23 protein-coding genes and 2 pseudogenes are annotated in these 19,353 nt (G+C 71.6%); 9 read left to right on the plus strand and 16 right to left on the minus strand.

The genetic code is table 11. The features are described 5' to 3' along the window. Window positions 1–37 precede the first annotated feature (37 nt). Entirely contained in the window at window positions 38–385 is a 348-nt protein-coding gene (locus FVE25_RS49955; protein ID WP_157254442.1) for a hypothetical protein, read from the minus strand. 206 nt (window positions 386–591) lie between these two features. On the opposite strand from FVE25_RS49955, the gene FVE25_RS49960 reads away from it, so the two are divergent. Then, on the plus strand, window positions 592–762 hold the full coding sequence (locus tag FVE25_RS49960) for a hypothetical protein (RefSeq protein ID WP_157254443.1): 171 nt from the start codon (window positions 592–594) through the stop codon (window positions 760–762). A gap of 93 nt (window positions 763–855) precedes the next feature. On the opposite strand, the gene FVE25_RS49965 is transcribed toward FVE25_RS49960, so the two are convergent. The 6 genes and pseudogenes from FVE25_RS49965 to FVE25_RS57275 form a co-directional block, all read right to left on the minus strand. Next, complete coding sequence (locus FVE25_RS49965; RefSeq protein ID WP_157254444.1) at window positions 856–2,091, minus strand: RICIN domain-containing protein; 1,236 nt, start codon at window positions 2,089–2,091, stop codon at window positions 856–858. Between the two features lie 33 nt (window positions 2,092–2,124). Further along, the gene (locus tag FVE25_RS49970) at window positions 2,125–3,579 is read right to left on the minus strand and encodes a hypothetical protein (protein WP_157254445.1); all 1,455 of its coding nucleotides are present in this window, start codon (window positions 3,577–3,579) and stop codon (window positions 2,125–2,127) included. Between the two features lie 42 nt (window positions 3,580–3,621). Beyond that, window positions 3,622–4,230: a TetR/AcrR family transcriptional regulator gene (locus tag FVE25_RS49975; RefSeq protein ID WP_157254446.1), complete on the minus strand. Its 609-nt coding sequence runs from the start codon at window positions 4,228–4,230 to the stop codon at window positions 3,622–3,624. Window positions 4,231–4,270: 40 nt separating this feature from the next. Then, complete coding sequence (locus FVE25_RS49980) at window positions 4,271–4,588, minus strand: aromatic-ring hydroxylase C-terminal domain-containing protein (protein WP_425489536.1); 318 nt, start codon at window positions 4,586–4,588, stop codon at window positions 4,271–4,273. Continuing rightward, window positions 4,477–4,941 (minus strand): annotated as a pseudogene (locus FVE25_RS57270) (FAD-dependent monooxygenase); the annotation flags it as partial. The gene FVE25_RS49980 and the pseudogene FVE25_RS57270, both read right to left, overlap by 112 nt. 31 nt (window positions 4,942–4,972) lie before the next feature. Continuing rightward, window positions 4,973–5,200: pseudogene (locus FVE25_RS57275) on the minus strand (FAD-dependent oxidoreductase); the annotation flags it as partial. A 26-nt stretch (window positions 5,201–5,226) separates the two neighbouring features. Here FVE25_RS57275 and FVE25_RS49990 point away from each other — a divergent pair. Then, entirely contained in the window at window positions 5,227–6,765 is a 1,539-nt protein-coding gene (locus FVE25_RS49990; RefSeq protein WP_157254448.1) for a long-chain-fatty-acid--CoA ligase, read from the plus strand. Window positions 6,766–6,770: 5 nt separating this feature from the next. Here the strand turns inward: FVE25_RS49990 and FVE25_RS49995 are convergent, their stop codons facing one another. Both FVE25_RS49995 and FVE25_RS50000 read right to left on the minus strand, forming a co-directional pair. Further along, complete coding sequence (locus FVE25_RS49995) at window positions 6,771–7,550, minus strand: helix-turn-helix transcriptional regulator (RefSeq protein WP_157254449.1); 780 nt, start codon at window positions 7,548–7,550, stop codon at window positions 6,771–6,773. A gap of 39 nt (window positions 7,551–7,589) precedes the next feature. Continuing rightward, window positions 7,590–8,033: a 2-oxoadipate dioxygenase/decarboxylase family protein gene (locus FVE25_RS50000; protein WP_157254450.1), complete on the minus strand. Its 444-nt coding sequence runs from the start codon at window positions 8,031–8,033 to the stop codon at window positions 7,590–7,592. A 24-nt stretch (window positions 8,034–8,057) separates the two neighbouring features. Between FVE25_RS50000 and FVE25_RS50005 the strand changes: the two genes are divergently transcribed. Continuing rightward, window positions 8,058–8,723 (plus strand): LysR substrate-binding domain-containing protein, encoded by a 666-nt coding sequence (locus FVE25_RS50005; RefSeq protein ID WP_157254451.1) that lies wholly within the window; start codon window positions 8,058–8,060, stop codon window positions 8,721–8,723. Window positions 8,724–8,828: 105 nt separating this feature from the next. Here the strand turns inward: FVE25_RS50005 and FVE25_RS50010 are convergent, their stop codons facing one another. After that, complete coding sequence (locus tag FVE25_RS50010) at window positions 8,829–9,386, minus strand: TetR/AcrR family transcriptional regulator (RefSeq protein WP_246268702.1); 558 nt, start codon at window positions 9,384–9,386, stop codon at window positions 8,829–8,831. A gap of 53 nt (window positions 9,387–9,439) precedes the next feature. On the opposite strand from FVE25_RS50010, the gene FVE25_RS50015 reads away from it, so the two are divergent. Beyond that, on the plus strand, window positions 9,440–10,021 hold the full coding sequence (locus FVE25_RS50015) for a hypothetical protein (protein ID WP_219825998.1): 582 nt from the start codon (window positions 9,440–9,442) through the stop codon (window positions 10,019–10,021). Here FVE25_RS50015 and FVE25_RS57280 read toward each other — a convergent pair. Next, window positions 9,906–10,277 (minus strand): GrpB family protein, encoded by a 372-nt coding sequence (locus FVE25_RS57280; RefSeq protein ID WP_425489534.1) that lies wholly within the window; start codon window positions 10,275–10,277, stop codon window positions 9,906–9,908. The genes FVE25_RS50015 and FVE25_RS57280 overlap by 116 nt on opposite strands. 118 nt (window positions 10,278–10,395) lie before the next feature. Here FVE25_RS57280 and FVE25_RS50025 point away from each other — a divergent pair, with 118 nt between their 5' ends. Next, window positions 10,396–10,701, plus strand: coding sequence for a hypothetical protein (locus FVE25_RS50025; RefSeq protein ID WP_157254453.1), 306 nt, complete (start codon window positions 10,396–10,398; stop codon window positions 10,699–10,701). A gap of 271 nt (window positions 10,702–10,972) precedes the next feature. After that, window positions 10,973–11,830: an NAD(P)H-binding protein gene (locus FVE25_RS50030; RefSeq protein WP_157254454.1), complete on the plus strand. Its 858-nt coding sequence runs from the start codon at window positions 10,973–10,975 to the stop codon at window positions 11,828–11,830. 384 nt (window positions 11,831–12,214) lie between these two features. Here FVE25_RS50030 and FVE25_RS50035 read toward each other — a convergent pair whose 3' ends face one another. Continuing rightward, window positions 12,215–12,673, minus strand: coding sequence for a MarR family winged helix-turn-helix transcriptional regulator (locus tag FVE25_RS50035; RefSeq protein ID WP_157254455.1), 459 nt, complete (start codon window positions 12,671–12,673; stop codon window positions 12,215–12,217). Window positions 12,674–12,816: 143 nt separating this feature from the next. On the opposite strand from FVE25_RS50035, the gene FVE25_RS56705 reads away from it, so the two are divergent. Next, a complete protein-coding gene (locus FVE25_RS56705; protein ID WP_281367987.1) occupies window positions 12,817–14,448 on the plus strand; it encodes a cytochrome P450 family protein in 1,632 nt (543 codons plus the stop codon). On the opposite strand, the gene FVE25_RS50045 is transcribed toward FVE25_RS56705, so the two are convergent. From FVE25_RS50045 to FVE25_RS50055, 3 genes are read right to left on the minus strand one after another with little or no spacing between them, the layout of a single operon-like run. After that, a complete protein-coding gene (locus FVE25_RS50045) occupies window positions 14,417–15,925 on the minus strand; it encodes a PH domain-containing protein (protein WP_157254456.1) in 1,509 nt (502 codons plus the stop codon). The genes FVE25_RS56705 and FVE25_RS50045 overlap by 32 nt on opposite strands. After that, on the minus strand, window positions 15,922–16,404 hold the full coding sequence (locus tag FVE25_RS50050; RefSeq protein WP_157254457.1) for a PH domain-containing protein: 483 nt from the start codon (window positions 16,402–16,404) through the stop codon (window positions 15,922–15,924). Before FVE25_RS50050 ends, FVE25_RS50045 begins: the two co-directional genes overlap by 4 nt. Beyond that, window positions 16,401–16,895 (minus strand): hypothetical protein, encoded by a 495-nt coding sequence (locus FVE25_RS50055; protein WP_157254458.1) that lies wholly within the window; start codon window positions 16,893–16,895, stop codon window positions 16,401–16,403. The genes FVE25_RS50050 and FVE25_RS50055 overlap by 4 nt, the downstream gene beginning before the upstream one ends. A gap of 127 nt (window positions 16,896–17,022) precedes the next feature. Between FVE25_RS50055 and FVE25_RS50060 the strand changes: the two genes are divergently transcribed. Beyond that, the gene (locus FVE25_RS50060) at window positions 17,023–18,201 is read left to right on the plus strand and encodes a sensor histidine kinase (protein ID WP_219825999.1); all 1,179 of its coding nucleotides are present in this window, start codon (window positions 17,023–17,025) and stop codon (window positions 18,199–18,201) included. Beyond that, window positions 18,191–18,826 carry a response regulator gene (locus FVE25_RS50065; RefSeq protein WP_157254460.1) on the plus strand — a complete coding sequence of 212 codons (636 nt, stop codon included), beginning with the start codon at window positions 18,191–18,193 and terminating at the stop codon, window positions 18,824–18,826. Before FVE25_RS50060 ends, FVE25_RS50065 begins: the two co-directional genes overlap by 11 nt. Before the next feature lie 3 nt (window positions 18,827–18,829). Here FVE25_RS50065 and FVE25_RS50070 read toward each other — a convergent pair whose 3' ends face one another. Continuing rightward, window positions 18,830–19,201, minus strand: a complete 372-nt coding sequence (locus FVE25_RS50070; protein ID WP_157254461.1) for a hypothetical protein — start codon at window positions 19,199–19,201, stop codon at window positions 18,830–18,832. Window positions 19,202–19,353 lie beyond the last annotated feature (152 nt).

The following is a 19,353-nucleotide window of genomic DNA, read 5'->3' on the forward strand; positions in this document are numbered from 1 at the left end:
CGCCCGAAAAGCCCGCACGCCCGAAAAGCCTTAAGCCTTACGCGCAGTAAGCCAGCAGCCTTGTCTCGATGTCGCCGAGCCGCTTGTCGATCGCCGTGGTGCTCTTCCCCGCCGAGGACAGCGCGGCGGCCTTCCGGCTGAGCTCGCGCCCCTTGGCCAGGTCGGCCGCCAGGCTCCTCGAGGTGGTGATGCCCGCCAGGACGCCCAGCCGCCGTCCGATGCCGGCGTAGTAGGCCGCCGCGTCACCGTCCCGCTCGGGGTCCGCCGTCTCCTCGGCCGCGATCCAGTTGGTGTTGGTGAGGCAGACGTGGCCGGCGTTCTGGTCGCCGCCCGCGGGCCCGCCCGCAGCGACCAGGACCGCGGCCAGCAGAATGCTCTTGATCATGGCGACAGGCTAGGGAGTCGATCTTGACGAACGATCGACGTGAGCTGGACGGGGGTCACCTACTCCCCGAAACCCAGACCCGCACGTGCCTGTTCGGACGCTCAAATCTGCACCAAGATCGCCGTTGTCCCGGCCCCGGATGCGCAGGCCCGGCACCCCTGACGCGTTATGGATGGACTCCTCATTCCTGGAAAGGAGCACATTCCATGCGTCTTGCCCGCCTCGGTGTCCTGCTGGCCTCCGCGTCGCTCGTCGTCACCATGGCCGGACCGGTTTACGCCGATTCGCTGCAGCCCTCCTCCGCGCTGGGTCAGATCATCACCCTGCTCGTCAGCATTCCGCAGGGGGCCACGGGGTCCCTGACGCCCGCCGGGTAGCCACGTCGCGCAAGCAGACCAGGGCCGGAACTCCAGCAGGCGTTCCGGCCCTATTCACATAGCATGAGAGAGCGCGTTCTCACTTGCTGGAATTCAGGTTCTGTTCCACCGCTGATTCGCGCCTCCGGTGCAGTCCCAGATCTGCAGCCGGGTGCCGTTGGCGGAACTCGCCCCGGTCGCGTCGAGGCATTTGCCGGACTGCGGGTTGACGATCTGGCCGGTGCCGGAGGTGAACGTCCACCGTTGGGCGCCGGTGCCGTTGCACTCGTACAGTTGCACCTTCGTGCCGTTGGCGGTGCCGGCGGCGGTGACGTCCATGCACGTGCCGAGGGCGCGCACGGAGCCGTCGCCGTTCCACGTCCAGCTCTGCGCGCCGGAGCCGTTGCAGTCCCACAGTTGTACGGCGGTGCCGTTGGCGGGGCTGGCGCCGGCCACGTCGGCGCACTTGCCGCCGATACCGGTGATCTGCCCGCCTCCGCCGGTGGGCGGGGCGTAGACGCGGACGTAGTCGACGGTCAGCGTCTGCGGGAAGGTGGTGGTGGCGTCGGGGTAGCCGGGCCAGTGCCCGCCCACGGCCACATTCGTGATCATGAAGAAGGGGTGGTCGAAGACCCACCGGTTGCCGCCGAGGGCGGCCGGGGTGCGGCGCTGGTACTCGTTGCCGTCGACGTACCAGACGATCAGGTTCGGCGACCAGTCGACGGCGAAGGTGTGGAAGGCGTCGGCGAAGGCGCCGTTGATCGAGTACGCGGCGCCGATGCCGCCGGCGCCGGAGTAGCCCGGGCCGTGGATGGTTCCGTGCACGGTGCTGGGCTCGCGGCCGATGTTCTCCATGATGTCGATCTCGCCGCTGTTGGGCCAGCCGACGGAGCCGATGTCGTCGCCGAGCATCCAGAACGCCGGCCAGATGCCCTGGCCGCGGGGTATTTTCAGGCGGGCCTCGAACCGCCCGTACGCGCGGGTGAAGGTGGCGGCGGTGAGCAGCCGGGCCGAGGTGTACTGGCAGGTGCCGTAGTGGCACTGGTAGTTGGCGGGGTTCTCCCGGCGTGCGGTGATGACCAGGTTTCCGCTGCCGTCCAGGGCGGCGTTGCGGGTGCTGCCGGTGTAGTACTGCTGCTCGTTGTTGCCCCAGCCGCTGCCGCCGATGTCGAAGCGCCACTTCGACGGGTCGACGGCACCGCCGGAGGGCCCGTTGAACTCGTCGGACCAGACCAGGGGGCCGGGCGGCGGAGCGGCGTGGGCGGCTTGGGCGGGGCCGGTCATCGGGATCAGCATCGCGATGGCGGCGGCGAAAGCGAGTAACAGTCTGGAACGGGGGGTGCGATCCATTCGGGTTACCTCACCGAATTCACAGGGTGTGGATTAACCGCGACTGTCCAGCATTGTCATGTCGCTGTCAAGAGAGCGCTCTCTCCACAGAAGCATGTCCGCGGAATACGCCTCCTTCATGATGCGGGCCCACGACAGCAGCACGGCCGAGACGAGGCAGACGACGGTGAACCAGAGCGGGGACACGGCCGGCACCACGTCCCACCCCCGGCTGAAGAAGCGGACCGCGGAGTAAACGTCTCCGCCGCGGAGGAAGGGGTCGCTGCGCAGCAAGGGCATGGCGACCACGCCCACGACGGCGGCGGACCCGGCCCCCGCGGTCAGGAACAGGGCGGTCATGGCCACCCGGAAGGCCCGAAGGGTCCCCCGGTGCGCCGCGACCAGGACCAGGACGGCCAGCCCGCCCGCTCCGACAGCCGCCTCGAAGATCCACCAGATCATCGGCGGAACGTCCCCCAGGCGCTTCACCAAGCTCATGGGCACGTGGGCAGTGATCCACAGCAGGTAGCCGTTGCTCAGGTTGACCAGCACCGGGACGAGCAGGACCGCGCACGCCGCCACCCTGGCCGCCACGACCAGCCGGACCGTCATGGCGTGCGTGTACGGCCGAGCCGGCAGGGGCAACGGCAGCGGGCGCGGCGGGGCCGGGCGGCTGTCCGGATCGGCGAGGTCGTGGGCGGACCTGGCCAGCCAGATCATCATCAGGGCGCCTTCGACCGAGCTGACCGCATCGCCGTACACGCCCCTGATGCCCAGGACGGCGAGCGGAAGGATCCCGACAAGGATGAGGGCGGGGGGCACGAGCAGGGCGGCGACGCCGTACCGGACGGTGGCGGGGCGCCAGCGGCCGGCTCGCCATTGCGCCACGAGCACCAGGACCGTCCAGAGCACCTGCGCGATGGCGGCCAGGGCGGTGGAGTCGAGCATCCGCTCGGCGGCGCGCCAGCCGAGCGCGTAGAACACCTCCGTGACGATCAGGACCACGTTGGCCGTGACGCCCGCGAAGAGCGCGAGCCCGGCCAGGCCCGTAGTCGGCCGCATCAGCGGGTAGAAGGCGACGGCGACCCCGAGCATCACCAGGTACTCCAGCGCCGCGGCCCACCACGGCCATTCCGGCACGCCGATGTACACCAGCCAGATCGCCACCGACGTGTACAGCGCCACCCGCAGCAGGCGCACGTCCCGGTCAGGCGCCGGGCGGGCTCCCTTCACCGGGCCCCGCAGGCCCTGCCACAGCGCCCAGGCCCACATGCCTCCCGCCGCGAGCAGGACGATCACCTTCGGCCAGGTGGCCGTCGCCGTCGCCGCGCCCGACAGGAGCTGCCGCAGCGTCGGCTCGGTGTCCGTCTCCAGCTCGTAGAAGAGCGTCAGCCGCAGCAGAAGGCGGATGTCATCACCGACCAGCGCGGACACCGCGGCGACCACGAGCGTCACCATGTATCCGGCCGCGAGGAGGAGGGCGGGAATGCCTAACCGATGGCGACGCACGGCACCGTTCCAGGGATCTTGCAGGGATTCGAGCGCCTCACCCTAGCCGGAAGATCGCGCGGAGGTCATTCCCAGGGCGGGCAGGACCAGGTTGTCCACGATGGCGGCGAGTTCCGCCTCCCCCGGTGGCGTCCCGTTGATCAGGTGGTGCACGGTGATCAACGCGGGTCCCGCGGCGCAGACCTCGGCGGAGACGACGCCCTCGGCGAGCCGGCCGCGGGCCACGGCGCGGCGCAGGCTCGCCTCGATCGCGTCCAGGTGCGGCCGCAGCAGCCGGTCGCGCACGGTCGCGACGAGCTCGGGGTGGTGCAGGCGCTCCCCCATCACCGCGCCGAGCGCGGCGCCGAGATCGCCGGCCATGATCTGCCCGGTCATCGTCCTGAAGTGGGCCAGCAGGTCCTCGCGCACGTCGCCGGTGTCCACGGGGGCGCGGGTGGCCGCCAGCGCGGCGGCCAGCGCGTCGAGCACCAGCGCCTCCGGCGTGTCCCAGCGGCGGTACAACGGCATGCGGCCGGTCCCAGCGCGGGCCGCGATGCCCTCCATCGTGAGCCTGCGGAAACCCACCTCGGCCAGTTCGGCGAGGACCGCCTGGTAGATCGCGTCCAGCAGGGCCTGGCCGCGCCGCCTGGCCTTCTTCACCTGCTCGGACACGCGGAACTCCCCCATCAGGCCGTCAGTGCCCGGAGGCGGTTCATCGCAGCAGCCGGGCCAGGACGGGCTTCAGCGTATCGGCCGGAACCCGGTCGTCGGCCGCCCGCCAGGCGATGTGCCCGTCGGGCCGGACCAGGACCGCCCCGCCGGGGCGCACACCGTACCTGTGTGGTCGCGGGGCTTGTCGGCGCCGCCCGCCGCCGTGTGGAACCAGGCCATACGGCGCAGCGAATCGTCCATGCTGATCCGGGCGATCGGCAGGCGTTCGTCGGCGTAGGAGTCGAGCAGACCGGGTCCGGCGGTGCCGTCCAGGGTGGCGGCGAGCTTCCAGGCGAGGTTGTGCGCGTCGAGCACGCACGCCTGGCCGGCGAACCCGCCGGTGGCGGGCCAGACGTGGGCGGCGTCGCCGAGGAGGAAGATCCGGACGTGCCGCCCGCGCAGGGCCGCGCTGAGGTCGGCGCGGAACAGGATGCCGAGCCGGTCCACCGGCTTGCCCGGGCCCTGCCGGTCGATGCCGAGGCTTTCCCGGATCGGGCTGCGGTCGCCGTCGCAGGCCAGCAGGTACGCGGCGTGAACCGTGGCGGTGGCGCCGCTGGAGCCGTCGCGGATCACCGCGGTCACGCCGTCGTCGTCCTGCTGGAAGCCGACCAGTTCGGTGTAGAACCTGATGTCTGCGCCGAGTTCGCTCGCCCGCGCCCGGAGCAGGGGGTTCGACCTGGTCCTGGTCGCAGACCGCGCCGGGGTGCGGGGAGTGGTCGGCGTGCCGCTCGACCAGCAGGCAGGGCACGCCGTGGCCGGCGAGGAACAGGGCCGCGGACAGGCCGCTCATTCCACCGCCCACGATCAGGACCGGGACTTCCATGCCGACTCCTTTAGATGCGATTGTATCTCTTATTAAGAGACAGTAGCGTATCTTCTGGCATGGTGTTCGACACGTTCGTACAAGTCCCGCCTTGATCGCCTGCCGCATCCTGGGAGCACGAGAAAGGGGCCGCGATGCTCAATCTGTCGATCGTCCTGGAAGACAGCGCCCACCATGCGCCGGACCGCACCGCCCTGGTCTTCGGTGCGCTGCGCCTGCCGTACAGCATGGTGAACTCGATCGCGAACCAGGTGGCGAACCTTCTGGCGGCCCGGGGGATCGGCAGAGGGGACAAGGTGGCGCTGCTGTGCCCGAACGTGCCGTACTTCCCCTTCGTCTACTTCGGGATCCTCAAGGCCGGAGCGACCGTGGTGCCGCTCAACGTGCTGCTGACTCCGCGCGAGATCGCCTACCACCTGACCGACAGCGACGCCAAGGCGTTGTTCTGCTTCGAGGGCTCCCCCGAGCTGCCCATGGGCGCGCGGGGGCGGGAGGGCGTCGACGCCGTCCCCGGCTGCGAGCACTTCTTCGTGCTGCCCGCCACCCCGCTGGCGACCGAGTCGGAGTACGGCGAAGCCCTGTGGGCGGCGCTGGACGGGATGTCCGGGGAGTTCGAGACGGTGCAGACGTCGCCGGACGACGTCGCGGCCATCCTGTACACCTCCGGCACCACCGGCCTGCCCAAAGGCGCCGAGCTGACCCACATGAACATGCTGACCAACACCCTGGTCGCCGACCAGATGTTCCCCGCCGATCCCGAAGGCGACGTGTCGCTGGCCGTACTGCCGCTCTTCCACTCCTTCGGCCAGACCGCGGTCATGAACGTGAGCGTGCGCCGCCGCGCCACCCTCGTGCTCCAGCCGCGCTTCGAGCCCGGCCAGGCGCTGGAGCTCATGCGCGAGGAGAAGGTGACCATGTTCGCCGGGGTGCCGACGATGTTCTGGGCGCTTCTGTCGAAGATCCATGCTGACGGGGGCGAAGCGCCCAGAACACTCCGGGTGGCGGTGTCGGGCGGCGCCGCCTGCCCGGTCGAGGTGCTCAAGGACTTCGAGTCCACCTTCGGGATCGCGATCCTGGAGGGGTACGGGCTGTCGGAGACCTCACCGGTGGCCAGCTTCAACCAGCTCAGCCGGCCCACGAAGCCCGGCACCATCGGCTTCCCGGTCTGGGGCGTGCAGATGCGGCTGGTGGACGACGAGTGGAACACTGTCGAGGGCGAAGGGCCCGGCGAGATCGCCATCCGCGGGCACAACGTCATGAAGGGCTACTACGGGCGGCCCGAGGACACCGCGGAGGTCCTGCGGGACGGGTGGTTCCGCACCGGCGACATCGCCACGCGGGACGAGGACGGCTACTACTCCGTCATCGACCGGACCAAGGACATGATCATCCGGGGCGGCTTCAACGTCTACCCGCGCGAGCTGGAGGAGGTGCTGATGACGCATCCCGCGGTCTCGCTGGTGGCGGTCGTCGGCGTGCCGCACCCCTCGCACGGCGAGGAGGTCAAGGCGTACGTCATCCCCGCGCCCGGCGCGACGATCGGCGAGGAGGAGCTGGTCGCCTGGGGTAAGGAGAACATGGCGGCCTACAAGTACCCGCGCGTCGTCGAGTTCCGCGAGAGCCTGCCGATGACGGCCACCGGGAAGATCCTCAAGCGCGAGCTACGCCCGTAGCCGGTTCAGGGCACCCAGTCGATCGCGGCGGCCAGCTCGGAGGGCGCGGTCCCGAAGCTCTCCCGGAAGACGCGGGTGAAGTGCGGGCTGTCGGTGAACCCGGCGCTGTGCGCGGCCGCCGTCAACGTCGCGCCCCCGGCGACCTGGTGAATGGCGTGCTGCAGGCGCAGCCACCGCACGTAGGGCCGCAGCGGGATGCCCACGTGCGCGCTGAACAGGTGCGCCAGCCAGCTCGGCGACAGATGCACGGCGTCCGCCACCGCGTGCAGGCGCACCGGCCCGCGTTTCAGGAGCGCGGGGATCACGGCGATCGCCCCCTCCACCGCCGGATGGAGGGGTACGGCTCCGGCGCCGCCATGGCCGGTCCACTCCTCGACGGTCCGGAGCGCGGACGCCGCCTCGGCCGAGCGCGCATGGCCCATCGGCGGCGCGGCGAACATGAGCGGCCGGGCCCGCGTCGCCGTCTGCGCCGAAGGCGCGGGCGTCGCCCAATCCGCGGCCCTGGACCCCCGGCCCAGGCGCGCGAGCAGGGAACGCCCCGGTGAGCTGCGGGGATCCAGGAGCGCCAGCAGGGCCACGCGGGCTCCGGTGAGCACCGTGTGGCGGGCGCCGGGGGGAACGACGGTGATCTTGGCGGTCACCCGCCCGCCCCGGGCGTCGGCCATGGTGAAGGGCTCGGAGGAAACGATCAACTGCACCGCGTGATGCGCGTGCAGGGCGTTGGTCCCGACCGTCCCGCCGTACAGCAGGAGGCCGGGGCGGAGTAAACACCAGCCCCGCCACATCACACGGTCCTTCCGCTCGCCGCATGGCTCCCCTGAAGACTAGACCAGCGGGCCGAAGGTCCCGGCGACCTCGCGCAGCGATCGATCCTGCTGGGCCTCGTACAGGGCGAACGGATCCAGCACCTCGCGCCCCATCGCGCCCGACAACCAGGCGCCGTCGTAGCCGGCGGCGGCGCGGCTGCCGTCCTTGCGGCCTTCCCCGCTGAGGTTGGACTGGAAGATCCCGGCCGCCGAACGCGGCAGGAAGTCCTCGTAGACGATCGGCTCGGCGCGCACCCAGCCGTCCTCGAGCAGACCGGCCAGGCCGCCGCCCGGCAGGCGCCCGTCGCGGGCCCGCTCCGGCACGGGCCGGTAGGTGAAGAAGCCCAGCCGCCCGACCGCCAGCTCGCGCTCGGTGCCCGGGAACTCCCGCGCCCACTCCGCGGCGCCGGCGCGCTGTTCGAGCGCGCGGCCCGCGGCGTCAGGGCCACCGCCGCCGCCCATCGCCTCGTCGAACTGAGCAAGCGGATGCTGACCACGCTCGAAGACCTCGGCCAGGACGTCCGCGACCTGGCCACCGGCAGCACCGGGCGGCTCCGGCTGGGCAGCTTCCCGACCGCCAGCGTCCGGTTGGTGCCCGACACCCTGTCGGCCTTCGTCCACCGCCACCCCCGGGCGGAGATCCTCCTGGACGAGGGCGAACCGGACGACCTGCTCCCCATGGTCGTCGACGGGACCCTGGATCTGGCGCTGGCCTACGAATACGCGCTCACCCCGCGCCGCTGGCCGGACGGGCTGGCCGTACACCGCCTTCTCGAAGAGGACCTGTTCCTGCTCCAGCAGGGCAAGGCGACGCTGCCGGAACTCGCGGGCGCGCGGTGGATCACCAGCGGCGAAGGGACCGGCGGCGCGCGATCCCTCACCCGGCTCTGCGCGGCGGCCGGGTTCACGCCGGCGGTGAGCTTCCGCAGCAACAACTACGACGTGGTCCGGCAACTGGTCGCCGCGGCACTCGGCGTGGCGCTCGTCCCCGCCCTCGGCCACGTGCCGGACGACCGGATCCTGGCCACCCGGCTGGACCTGCCGTCCGCGCGCCGGCACGTGGTCGCGCTCCACCGGGACGGCAACAGCAACCCGTTGCTCGGCGACATGCTGGCCATGGTCCGCCACACCGCCGGCCGCCTGGCCCTGTGAGTCCTCCTGATGAGCGTACGGCGGCGCCGTACCCTCATCAGGAGCGGTGGAGACGGCAGGGTCAGGCGGTTGAGCAGAAGCTTTCGCAGCGGTTGAGCGGCGGGTTCAGGGGCGGTTGAGCAGCAGGTCGGTGGCGCGGGCGAGGACCTGGGCCCGGGTGCGGCCCTCGTGGTCGGCGGCGAGCGAGTGGTGCCCGATCGCCGCGCAGAAGGCGAGCAGGCTGCGAGCCTCGACCTCGTCGGGGTCGTCGCAGAAGGTGCCGATCATCTGGCGCAGGAGCGCCATGCGCCGGTTGTCCACCCGTCGCAGGCGTTCGGCGACCGCCTCGTCGCGCCGGGCCCAGTCGCGGATCGCGAGATCGATCGGCAGCAGGCGCCCGCCGGAGAACGTCAGCACGCCCGCGCGCTGGATCTTGCTCTTCGGGTCGCCGCCCTCGCGCTCGATGCGTTCGATCACCTCGTCGGTGCTCTCGCGCTCCCAGGTGTCGAGCATGGCCTCCAGCAGCGCGTCGCGGTCGGCGAAGTACCCGTAGAAGCCGCCCTTCGTGACGCCGAGCCCCTTGGCCAGCGCCTCGACGCGGACGGCATCGGGGCCGCCGGCGGCCAGGGCCCGCAAGCCCTCCTCGATCCACCTGTCACGGGTCGTCCGAATCGCGCCCATCATCTATACGCCTCCGTATAACTTAGGCTAGCCTGCTGTTATACGGTAGCGTATACATGAAGGGAAACAGCGAGATGATCACCAGCCGCGTCGGCGCACGCAACCTCCCCGAATCCGTGCTCACGCTCAGCTCGTTGCCCGCGATCGACTACGCCGACCACTTCGCCCTCACCACCGGCGCGGACGCCGTCCCGGAGCGGTGGGCCAGGGCGATGTTCGGCGACGTCCCCAGCCCCGGCGAGCGGTTCATCTGGCGCGGGCTCCTCGGGCTCCGGCTCAGCCGAGGACGTTCGCCGGCCACCGTGGCCGGATGGCGGATCGCCGGCCGTGGCGACGACTGGATCCTGCTCGAGACCGCCTCGTGGTTCCTGACCTGCAACCTCCTCGTCCAGACGGCCGCCGGGAAGGTGTCGCTGGGGACGTTCCTGCACTACAGGCGGCTGTGGGGCCGGATCGTGTGGCCGCCGCTGTCCGCCGTCCACCGGTGCCTCACGCCCGGGGTGCTCCGCAAGGCCGCGGCCGTCATTTCTCCCAGACGGGAACCGGGGGCAGCCCGAGCTCGCCGCGAGCACGGTCCGTCAACTCCTGAACCAGGTCCGTCTTCGCCCGTGCGTAGTCGCCCGCGTCCATCCCGGTAGCGGCGAGCGCCCGCTTGAGCTCGGCGTACCGTGCCGCGTCCCGCGGGCGTGCGCGCAGGTAGTCCTCCGCCGCGGCCATCAGGTCGATGATCGGCTTGGCCGCAAGTCCCGGGACCGCAGTCGAGCCGATGCGCTCGATCTCCGGGAGCACGTCAGGCAGCGTCTCCCGGAGGTCCCGGACAGCGGCACCGGCGAGCGTCGGCCAAACCGGGTCGTAAGGAACGATCTGGATGCTCTGCTCGGGCATGGCCGTCATCCTGCCAGAGCGTTGAGCTGTGAATTTGCACCACGGTCGAAAGACCTTGATCGCGGCCGCCCCCGCTCACGACCCTGGACGAGTTCGAACTGCGGTGACTCACCCGAGGAGGAACTCCATGACCAGGACTTCTGCGCTCTTGGCCGGGATCGCGCTCGCGTCGGCCGTGCTCACGGGCGCCCCGGCCGCCCAGGCGTCGGCGGCCGGAATCGAGCCGTGCTCGCGCGTGGACACGGGCAACAGCGGCAGCGCCGCCTGGCGGTGCTTCGGCGGGGACGTCTGGTTCGCCGCGGCGGCGAAGTGCCGGGATGCGAGCAACTTCTACTGGACCTCCTACGGGCAGATCAGGAAGGCGACCGGCGAGACCTCCTACGTCTACTGCAGGGGCGGCCAGGTCATGCACACGTGGGCGGAGCCGTTCTGACGAAGCACGTAGGGCAAGCCGATGAGGCCGCCGGCGCACACCCGGATGTGCGCCGGCCGGTACGGCCGGACCTGCACCCTTGCTTGCTTGGGCGGGTTGGGCTGTGCCGTGCAGCCCCGGCGACGAGATGGTTTCCCGCCGGTTGAGCCTCTGATCGAACGGCTGCAAACGCCCAGGCGGGAACGTTCCATGTGCGAGGTCTGCCAGACCTGTCCTACCGTCTTCGGCAGCGGGCCCGCACCCATCGTTCGTTTCCACAGAGAGGTTCTCCATGACCATCCTCGTGACCGGAGCGACCGGCACCGTGGGCAGGCACGTGGTCGATCGGCTCCTCGCGGCCGGACAGCCCGTGCGGGCGCTCACCCGCAACCCGGACGCCGCCGGCCTGCCCGACGGCGTCGACGTCGTCTCAGGTGACCTGAACCGGCCGGGCGAGCTGTCGTTCGACGGGGTCACGGCCGTGTTCCTCATCCCCGGCCTCTTCGACCCCGAGCACGCCAGCGACCTCGCACAAACCTTCACCGGCCGCGCCACGGCGGCCGGCGCCGCCCGGATCGTGTCCCTGACCAGTTCCGGCGTCACGGGCCGGCGGGCCGGCTTCTACAAGACGCTGCGCGCGGTGGAACACCTCGTGGAGAAGTCCGGGGCGGCCTGGACCCACATACGGCCCGGCGAGTTCGCCGTCAACAAGCTCGACGTGTGGGGCGCGTCCATCCGGGCCGAGAACCTGGTCCGCAACGCCTACCCCGACGGCATCGGCGTGCCGATCCACGAGGCCGACATCGCCGACGTCGCCGCGATCGCGCTCCTTCAGGACGGTCACGCGGGCCGGGCCTACGACCTGACCGGGCCGCAGCCGCTCACCCACCGGCAGCAGGCGGAGGCGATCGGCACCGGGCTCGGCCGTGCCATCGCATTCGAGGCGCTGACCTACGGGCAGGCCCGCCAGTCCTACATCGAGGCCGGGCTGCCGATGGAGGTCGCCGAGTTCATCCTGGGCTACCAGGCCGAGTACGCCGAGGAGCCCCCGCCGGTCTCCCCCACCTTCGAGCAGGTAACCGGAAACAGCGGCCGCACGCTCGCGCAGTGGGCGGCCGACCACGCCGCCGACCTGGCCCCAGCCGCCTGACGGCCACCAGCACGAGAGGAGGCGGTACGGCGAGCGTCTCGGCCCGCCGCCCCGCCCCCTCCGCCAGCCAGCCCCTCCGCCCGCCAGCACCGCCCGCCGGCTTCGCCCGCGATCCGGCACCTACGTCAGCGCGCCATCGCCCCACCGAGCAGGGAGTGCGCCCGAACTCACGCGTCTCGCCACCTCGCAGACCAAGGGTGCCGGGGCTACCCGGCCTCAGGGTGCGAGGTGGGAACCGGCCGGCCATCGGATGGCCCCGCACCCGTGGGCTCCTGCATCTGGTGCGCGTTCGCATGTACCGGGTGGCGCACTCCCACGTGCACGCCGACAGAGGCCAAGCCCGTGGCCAAGCCGGTCTAGCGAAGCCCGTGAGGCGAAGCCGGTCTAGCGAAGCCGATGGGCCTCTGCGGCGGTGCTGCGTTCTGCCAGGTCCAGGAAGCGCAGCAGCACGTCGAGCTCTCCGTCGGTGAACTCCTCCAGGTCCTCCATCGTCCGGGCGACCAGCCCAGCGTAGGCGTCGGTGACCCGGTCCAGGCCGTCTTGGGTGGGTTCGATGAGGACGCGCCTGCGGTCGGCGGGGTCCGGGACGCGCCGGACGCATCCGGCGGCCACGAGCCGGTCGATCATCCGTGAGGCCGCCCCGGTCGTGAGGTTGACGCGCTTGGCCAGGGTGCCGGGGGTCGCCGGGCCCTGCTGGCCCAGGAAGTGCAGGCACTGCACGTCGGTGTCGGTGACGCCGAGGCGGGCGGCGACGACGCTGTTGAGCTGGACGACGCGGATCGCCCAGCTCGGCACCGCCGACCTGGTCAGGCGGGTGATCAGCTTTTCTCGAACGGAGTCCATGGAACGCCCTCGCCAAAATTTCGCTGCGTCGCGCAGTGATTTTCGTGTTAGATTCGCTGCGTGACGCAACTTCTGCACAACACAGCTTCTGTGCTACACAGCCTCTGCGTCACGCAGTCATTCTAGCGCACCCCAGGAGCCCCATGCCTTTCCCCGCGAACCCCACCGAGCAGCCCTCCCCCACCACCACCGCCGAACCGCCCTCTCCCACCCCGGCAACCGCCGAGCGGCCCTGCCCCAACACGAGCGTCGCAGGGCAGCCCGCCGCCACCGCCGAGCAACCCTGCCCCACTACGATCGCCGCTGAGCAGCCCTCCCGCGCCGCCACCACCGTCGCCGCCGAGCAGCCCTGCCCCGCCACCGCCACCGCCACCGCCACCGAGCAGCCCTGCGCTGCCACGACCGCCGTCGACGCCGAGCAGCCCTCCTCCGCCTCCGTCCCCGAGCAGCCCTCCTCCGCCTCCGTCCCCGAGCAGCCCTCCTCCGCCTCCGTCCCCGAGCAGCCCGCCGTCACCGCAACCATCGCCCCCTTCATCGCGACCGCCGACCCCTTCACCGCGACCACCCGCGGCCTCGACGACCCCCATCCCGCCCGCGCCTTGCTGCGCGCCGCGGGTCCCATCGTCCAGGTCCCGGCGCCTGCCGGCGGCGGGCACGTGTGGATCGTCACCGACGACGCCCTCGCCCGCCGCGTCCTCGTCCACCCCGGCATCGTCAAAGACCCCGCCTACGCGCCCGCCGGCTGGGACCCGCGCGCCGCCGGTCTCGAACCGACCGCCGCCGAGCAGCCCTCCCTCACCACCACCGACGGCCCCGGCCACACCCGCCTGCGCCAGGCGCATTCCCCGCTCTTCACCGCCCGCCGCATGGCCGCCTTCACCGGCCGCGTCACGACCCTGGCCCGCGACCTCCTCGCCAGGGCGGCCGCCTCCGGCGACCCGGTTGACCTCGCCGCCGACTTCACCACCCGCTACCCGCTCAACGTCGTCTGCGACGTGCTCGGCGTGCCGCTCGACCGCGTCGACGAGGCCTTGTCCGCGTGCCGCCGCATGTACAGCGACGACCCCGAGCAGGTCGGCCAGGCCATGGCCGCCTTCGCCGACCTCGCCGCCGCCGCCCTGGAGAACGACCGGGACAGCCTCACCCTGAAGAACGACCGAGACGGCCTCACCCTGAAGAACGACCGGGACGCCGCCGCCATGGGCGACGGCCGGGACAGCCTTGCCGTGGAGGTCGGCCGGGGCGGCCTCGCCGTACAGCTGCTGGGCAATCTGCCGGAAGAGGCCCGGCCGCACATCCACTACCTGCTCTTCACGCTCATCTACGCGGGCCAGCTGACCACCGACCCGTCCCTGGGTTTCCTGCTGGCCCGCGCTCTCGACCGGCGCACGCCGCCGGCCGCGCTCGACGACCTCGTGCGCGACACCTTGCGCAGGCACTCCCCCGCTCCCTTCACGCTGTGGCGGTTCGCGGGAGAAGACCTGGACCTCGCAGGGGTACGGCTGGCCGCCCGTTCTCCGATCCTCATCGACATCCAGGGCATCAACACCGACCCGGAGCGCTCCATCGGGGCCGACCTGGTGTTCGGCGCCGGTCCGCACTACTGCACGGGCGCGCATCTGGCCCAGTTGGAGCTGCGGATCCTGGTGGAGGTGCTGCAGGAGGAGTATCCGGACGCCCGGCTGGCCGTGCCGTACTCCGAACTCCGTCAAACCGACTTCGGCGGCATCCAGGGCAGCCGGGTCACCTCCCTCCCGGTGTACCTCCGCGGCTGACGGCTCGTTCGGTGAACGGCGCCAGCAGCCCGGGAACGGCCGCCTCCGCGACCTCGAGGCCGTCGCGCACGGCCACGTCGCGGACCTTGTAGGCGCCGTCCCCGGCAGCCGTGGTGGCGGCGATGGTGAGCAGGTCGTTGCGGCGCTGGAAGGGGGATCGCGTGACGGTCCAGCCGATCACGCCTTCGCGTCCCAGCGCGGCCGTGCGGCGCACGAACGTCCCGGCGCGCACCACGAGAAACCGCCCGTGTACGGCGTGGCCGAGGGCCCGATAGGCGTCGCCCGCCAGCAGCAACACGACCGGTAGCCCGGCCAGTGCGATGACCCAGGCGACGTGGACCAGGACGGGGGTCAGCCACAACCCGAGCCCGAGCGGAACGACGGCGATCCCGGCCAGCACCAGCAGGCCACGGGTGATCCGGCGGCGCAACGCGACCCGGGGGTGGGCCCCGAGGGGCGTCTCGACAGGCGAGTCCGGCGTGGCCCGGGGGCGGGTGCCGAGGGCCGGATTCGGGTACGGCGTGGCCAGTACCTCCGCGGCGACCCGGAGGGCTTCGGCGCGGGGCACGGGTGGGGTGAGGGGGCGTCGGCTGCGGTTCTCTTCGCTGTCCCCGAGGCCGGTGGCGATGGCGTTGAGCCGGGCGCCGCCGGCCCGGCGCAGCAGCATGGGCTCGGTGACCTCGACGCCCCTGACCCGCTGGGCCTCCATGGTGACCGACCGGGTGACGAGCAGGCCGCGCCGTACCCGGAAGAGGCCGTTCTCGCGTTCCAGGCGGAAGCCGGCCCAGGCGTCGACGAACGTGACGAAGGAGATCGCGAGGCCGGACAGGAGGACGGCGGCCACGGTGACGAGGGTGCCGAACCACGGCGGGTCGAAGAGGTTCCTGAAGAACTCCCACGCGAGCGGGTCGATCTTCATCTCGCGCAGGATGCGGTAGGCGGTGCCGGCACCGATGAAGACGGAGCCGACGCCCCACACGGTGAGCGGGGCGTAGCGGAGCCAGGCCCAGTTCAGCTCGGCGATCGTGGGGTCGGCGGCCGGCGCCACGGCGGTGCGGCGTTCCCAGAGCAGGCGGCGCAGGTCGTCGGCCTGGCGCGCGGTGATGCCGTCCAGGGACAGCTCGCGCGACGTGGCCGAGATGCGCAGCGAGGTGAGGCCGAACAGCCGGTGCAGCGGCTTGGTGTGACGCTCGACGCCGCGGATGCGGTCGAGCGGGACGGAGCTGCGGGTGCGGAACAGCAGCCCGGAGCGGAGCTCGGCGCGCTCGCCGGTGATCCGGAAGCGGGTGGTGAGCAGGCGCATCGTGCCGATCCCGGTGATCACGAGGAAGGTGACGACCAGGGAGCCGAGCGTGATGATCGCCTGGAGGCCGGCGCCGGTGAAGGCGACCGTGAGGGTGAACAGTGCCAGCGGTCCGGCCAGCATGCTGAGGTTGACCAGCAGCAGCCGGGGGCTGAGCCGGAGCTCGGTGGTCATGCCGCGTCTCCCGGGGTTGCCTGGGTGATGCCGGCGAGGTGGTCGACCAGCGCCTGGGCGGTCCTGTGGTCGATGCCTTTGATCTTCACCGCGCCGGCGGCCGAGGCGGTGGTGACGGTGACGCCGGCCAGGCCGTACAGCTGCTGCAGCGGGCCGCGCAGGGTGTCGACCGTCTGCACGCGCGACAGCGGCACCACGCGCCAGCTCTGCCAGAGCCAGCCCGAGGCGGCGTAGACGGCCTCGCCGGTGGTCTCCCAGCGGTGGACGCGGTAGCGCCACAGGGGCATCACGGCCATGTACGCCAGTCCGGGCAGCAGGGTGATCAGGAAGGCGCAGCCGAAGAACGGCCTGGCGGGCGGGATGGCCAGGTGGAGCACGCCGAAGACGATCGGCAGCGGCAGGGCGAGGACGGCCGCCTGGGTCGCCCACCAGGCGATGGCGCGGTTGTGCACCCTGTTGTGCGGGGGGCGGAGCCTCATCGCGTCACCTTCTTGTTCAGGAGGACTGCGGCCCTGGTCAGGACCATGGCGAGGGTCATGAAGACGAAGGCGTTGGCGTAGACGTCCGGGCCGCTGATCTTGTAGTCGATGCTGAAGCGCACGACGCCGGCGCCGAACCAGTGCTCCGAGCCGTAGGCGAACACCACCCGCGCGGCCGACAGAAGCATCCAGACCAGGGCGTAGGCGATGCCGCCCACGGTGTACACCTCTCCGTCGGCGCCCCGGTGCGCGGGCAGCAGCGCCGCAGCCACGAGTCCGCAGATGACGCCGAGGCCGATGCCGGCGAGCTGGAGCAGCGGGTCGTTGCCGCCCGTCGGCAGCGAGCGCACGAAGACGGCGATCACGACGGCGACCGCGACGAGCGAGCGCAGCATGCGCCAGACGGTGACCTTCCGGGTGCCGAGGTCGGTCGCCAGGATGACGACGAGGATCGTCCCGCTGGCGATCAAGGCGGTCAGGGACGGGCTCATGTCCGCGAATCTCCTCCTTGGCTGCGCTTTCACCGGCAACGCTAGGTTTCGCAGGCATGCCGTACTGACGACTGAACGGCTGGTTCACTTGTCCACCGATCGATGGACAAGTGATAGGACTTGCCGGGTGAGCATTGAAGCGGGCACCCGCTGGTTCGGCCTGTGGGACGTCTACTTCGCCGTGTCCTACGCCGTGACCACCGCCTTGCTGTTCACCTCTGTGAGCGAGCCGATGTACCGGTTCGTGGCGCTGGCGGCGCTGACGACGGCCATCCCCTGGTACGCGGCCGTCGGCCGGGCCGGGATGACGCAACCGCGCGGCAGGCGCGGCGCCGTGTTCTCCGCGGGCCTGTTCGCGCTGTTCGCGGTGGCCGTCGTGGCGGATCTGCGGGCGTCGTTCGCGTTGTTCGCCGTGGTGCCGATGCTGATGATGAGCCTGCGGACGCCGCCGGGGATCGCCCTGGCGTCGGTGGCGAACCTGCTGCCGGTGATCGTGGTGTGGTGGTACGGCGGCGCCGTCATGACCGTGCTGCCCACCTCGCTGCTGGGCATCGCCCTGTCGGTGCTGCTCGGCCTGTGGATCACGCGGGTGACGCAGCAGAGCATGGCCCGCGCCGAGCTCATCGAGGAACTGCGCCGCAACCGCGAGCAGGTGGCCGTGCTCTCGCGCCAGGCGGGGGTGGCGGCCGAGCGCGAGCGCCTGGCCAGGGAGATCCACGACACCATCGCCCAGGGCCTGACCAGCGTCATCAGCCTGGTCCAGGCCGCCGAGGCGGATCTCGGCGGCGACCCCGCCGTGGTCAGGTCCCACCTGAGCCTGGCGGCCGCGGTGGCCCGCGAGAGCCTGGCCGAGGCCCGCGGGTTCGTCGCCGAACTGACCCCGCCGGCGCTGCGGGAGTCGTCACTGGTGCAGGCGGCCCGCCGCCAGGCCGCGAGCCTGGCCGCGCAGACCGGCATGCGCGCCGGCGTCGTCGTCGAGGGCGCCGAACGCGAACTCCCGATGGCGGCCGGTGTGGTCCTGCTGCGCTCCCTGCAGGAGTCCGTCGCCAACATCCGCAAACACGCCGCCGGGGCCCGCACGGCCGAGATCCTGCTCGGTTACGGCTCCGGCGCCGTCCGCCTGCGGGTGCGCGACGACGGCCCCGGCTTCGACCCTGGCCACGACCATCAGGGGTACGGCTTGCGCGGCATGCTGACCAGGGCGCAGGAGATCGGCGGGGTGGCGACGGCGGTCAGCGCCCCCGGGCAGGGCACGACGATCGAGGTGACGGTGCCGGTGAGCGAAGGGGAACCCGATGACCGGTGAGCAGGCGATCGGCGTGATGCTGGTCGACGACCATCCGGTGGTGCGCGAGGGCCTGCGCTCCATGCTGCGCTCGGCCGAGGGCATCGAGGTCGTCGGCCAGGCGGGCTCCGGCGAGGAGGCGATCGCGACCGTCGCCGCGCTGGCTCCCGACATCGTCCTGCTCGACCTGCGCATGGGCGGCATGGACGGCGTGGAGGCCACCGGGCACATCCTGCGGGCCGCGCCGTACACCAAGGTCGTCATCGTGACGACGTACGAGACGGACACCGACATCCTGCGGGCGGTCGAGGCGGGTGCGGCCGGGTACCTGCTGAAGGGCAGTTCCCGGGATGAGCTGGTGCAGGCGGTGAAGGCGGCCGCGCGGGGCGAGACCGTGCTGACGCCGTCGCTGGCGCCCAAGCTGTTCCGGGCCCGGCTGCCGGCCGAGCCGCCCGTGTTGTCGGAGCGTGAGCGCGAGGTGCTTCAGCTGGTCAGCCAGGGGCTGACGAACGCCGACATCGGCAGGCGGCTGTTCATCAGCGAGGCGACGGTCAAGACGCATCTGCTGCGGTCGTTCAAGAAGTTGTCGGTGTCGGACCGGACCGCGGCGGTGATCACGGCCATGGAGCGCGGCCTGCTGGCGTGAGCCTCACAGGCCGCCGCACGCGGCGTTGATCACCTGAAGGTGGCCGGTGGTGGCGGCGCGGACCTTCTGGGCGGAGTCCGCGGCGCCCCCGTCGATCCCCTTGTAGACGTCGGCCAGGCCGGTCAGCGCCTCGTTGAGCGTGGTGTCACCGGACCTGAGCCCGGCTTGTTCCAGTTGCGCCGCCGCGTCGCCGAGCGCCTTGTCCAGCCCTGGCGGGTCGCCCGCCAGCGCGGGCAGCTTGGTCAGCAGCTCGTTGGCGATCTTGGTCGCGGACGAGCACGCCTCCGTCATGTTGATGATCGTCCCGGCGTCCTGGATGGTGCCGCACCCCGCGGTGAAGGCGATCAGGGCACATCCGCTCAGGAAGACTTTCATGCGTGCGACCCTAACCCGCGATGCGAGCGGGACACCGGCCAGCCCGTGGGACCCGGGCGGCGAGCACCGTGCCGGGAAGCCGCTCGATGGCCCTCCCACCAGCCCAAACCCAGGGGGAATGGAGACCCCTTGGGGCCGGGTCAAGAGCCCCT

The organism is Nonomuraea typhae (genome assembly GCF_009760925.1).
Taxonomy (GTDB): Bacteria; Actinomycetota; Actinomycetes; order Streptosporangiales; family Streptosporangiaceae; genus Nonomuraea; species Nonomuraea typhae.

What these genes read in the sequence shown, in the direction of transcription:
- FVE25_RS49955 (WP_157254442.1), bottom strand. Translation starts at nt 385, where the DNA reads ATGATCAAGAGCATTCTGCTGGCCGCGGTCCTGGTCGCTGCGGGCGGG.
- FVE25_RS49960 (WP_157254443.1), top strand. Translation starts at nt 592, where the DNA reads ATGCGTCTTGCCCGCCTCGGTGTCCTGCTGGCCTCCGCGTCGCTCGTC.
- FVE25_RS49965 (WP_157254444.1), bottom strand. Translation starts at nt 2,091, where the DNA reads ATGGATCGCACCCCCCGTTCCAGACTGTTACTCGCTTTCGCCGCCGCC.
- FVE25_RS49990 (WP_157254448.1), top strand. Translation starts at nt 5,227, where the DNA reads ATGCTCAATCTGTCGATCGTCCTGGAAGACAGCGCCCACCATGCGCCG.
- FVE25_RS49995 (WP_157254449.1), bottom strand. Translation starts at nt 7,550, where the DNA reads ATGTGGCGGGGCTGGTGTTTACTCCGCCCCGGCCTCCTGCTGTACGGC.
- FVE25_RS50000 (WP_157254450.1), bottom strand. Translation starts at nt 8,033, where the DNA reads ATGGGCGGCGGCGGTGGCCCTGACGCCGCGGGCCGCGCGCTCGAACAG.
- FVE25_RS50005 (WP_157254451.1), top strand. Translation starts at nt 8,058, where the DNA reads ATGCTGACCACGCTCGAAGACCTCGGCCAGGACGTCCGCGACCTGGCC.
- FVE25_RS50010 (WP_246268702.1), bottom strand. Translation starts at nt 9,386, where the DNA reads ATGATGGGCGCGATTCGGACGACCCGTGACAGGTGGATCGAGGAGGGC.
- FVE25_RS50015 (WP_219825998.1), top strand. Translation starts at nt 9,440, where the DNA reads ATGAAGGGAAACAGCGAGATGATCACCAGCCGCGTCGGCGCACGCAAC.
- FVE25_RS57280 (WP_425489534.1), bottom strand. Translation starts at nt 10,277, where the DNA reads ATGACGGCCATGCCCGAGCAGAGCATCCAGATCGTTCCTTACGACCCG.
- FVE25_RS50025 (WP_157254453.1), top strand. Translation starts at nt 10,396, where the DNA reads ATGACCAGGACTTCTGCGCTCTTGGCCGGGATCGCGCTCGCGTCGGCC.
- FVE25_RS50030 (WP_157254454.1), top strand. Translation starts at nt 10,973, where the DNA reads ATGACCATCCTCGTGACCGGAGCGACCGGCACCGTGGGCAGGCACGTG.
- FVE25_RS50035 (WP_157254455.1), bottom strand. Translation starts at nt 12,673, where the DNA reads ATGGACTCCGTTCGAGAAAAGCTGATCACCCGCCTGACCAGGTCGGCG.
- FVE25_RS56705 (WP_281367987.1), top strand. Translation starts at nt 12,817, where the DNA reads ATGCCTTTCCCCGCGAACCCCACCGAGCAGCCCTCCCCCACCACCACC.
- FVE25_RS50045 (WP_157254456.1), bottom strand. Translation starts at nt 15,925, where the DNA reads ATGACCACCGAGCTCCGGCTCAGCCCCCGGCTGCTGCTGGTCAACCTC.
- FVE25_RS50050 (WP_157254457.1), bottom strand. Translation starts at nt 16,404, where the DNA reads ATGAGGCTCCGCCCCCCGCACAACAGGGTGCACAACCGCGCCATCGCC.
- FVE25_RS50055 (WP_157254458.1), bottom strand. Translation starts at nt 16,895, where the DNA reads ATGAGCCCGTCCCTGACCGCCTTGATCGCCAGCGGGACGATCCTCGTC.
- FVE25_RS50065 (WP_157254460.1), top strand. Translation starts at nt 18,191, where the DNA reads ATGACCGGTGAGCAGGCGATCGGCGTGATGCTGGTCGACGACCATCCG.
- FVE25_RS50070 (WP_157254461.1), bottom strand. Translation starts at nt 19,201, where the DNA reads ATGAAAGTCTTCCTGAGCGGATGTGCCCTGATCGCCTTCACCGCGGGG.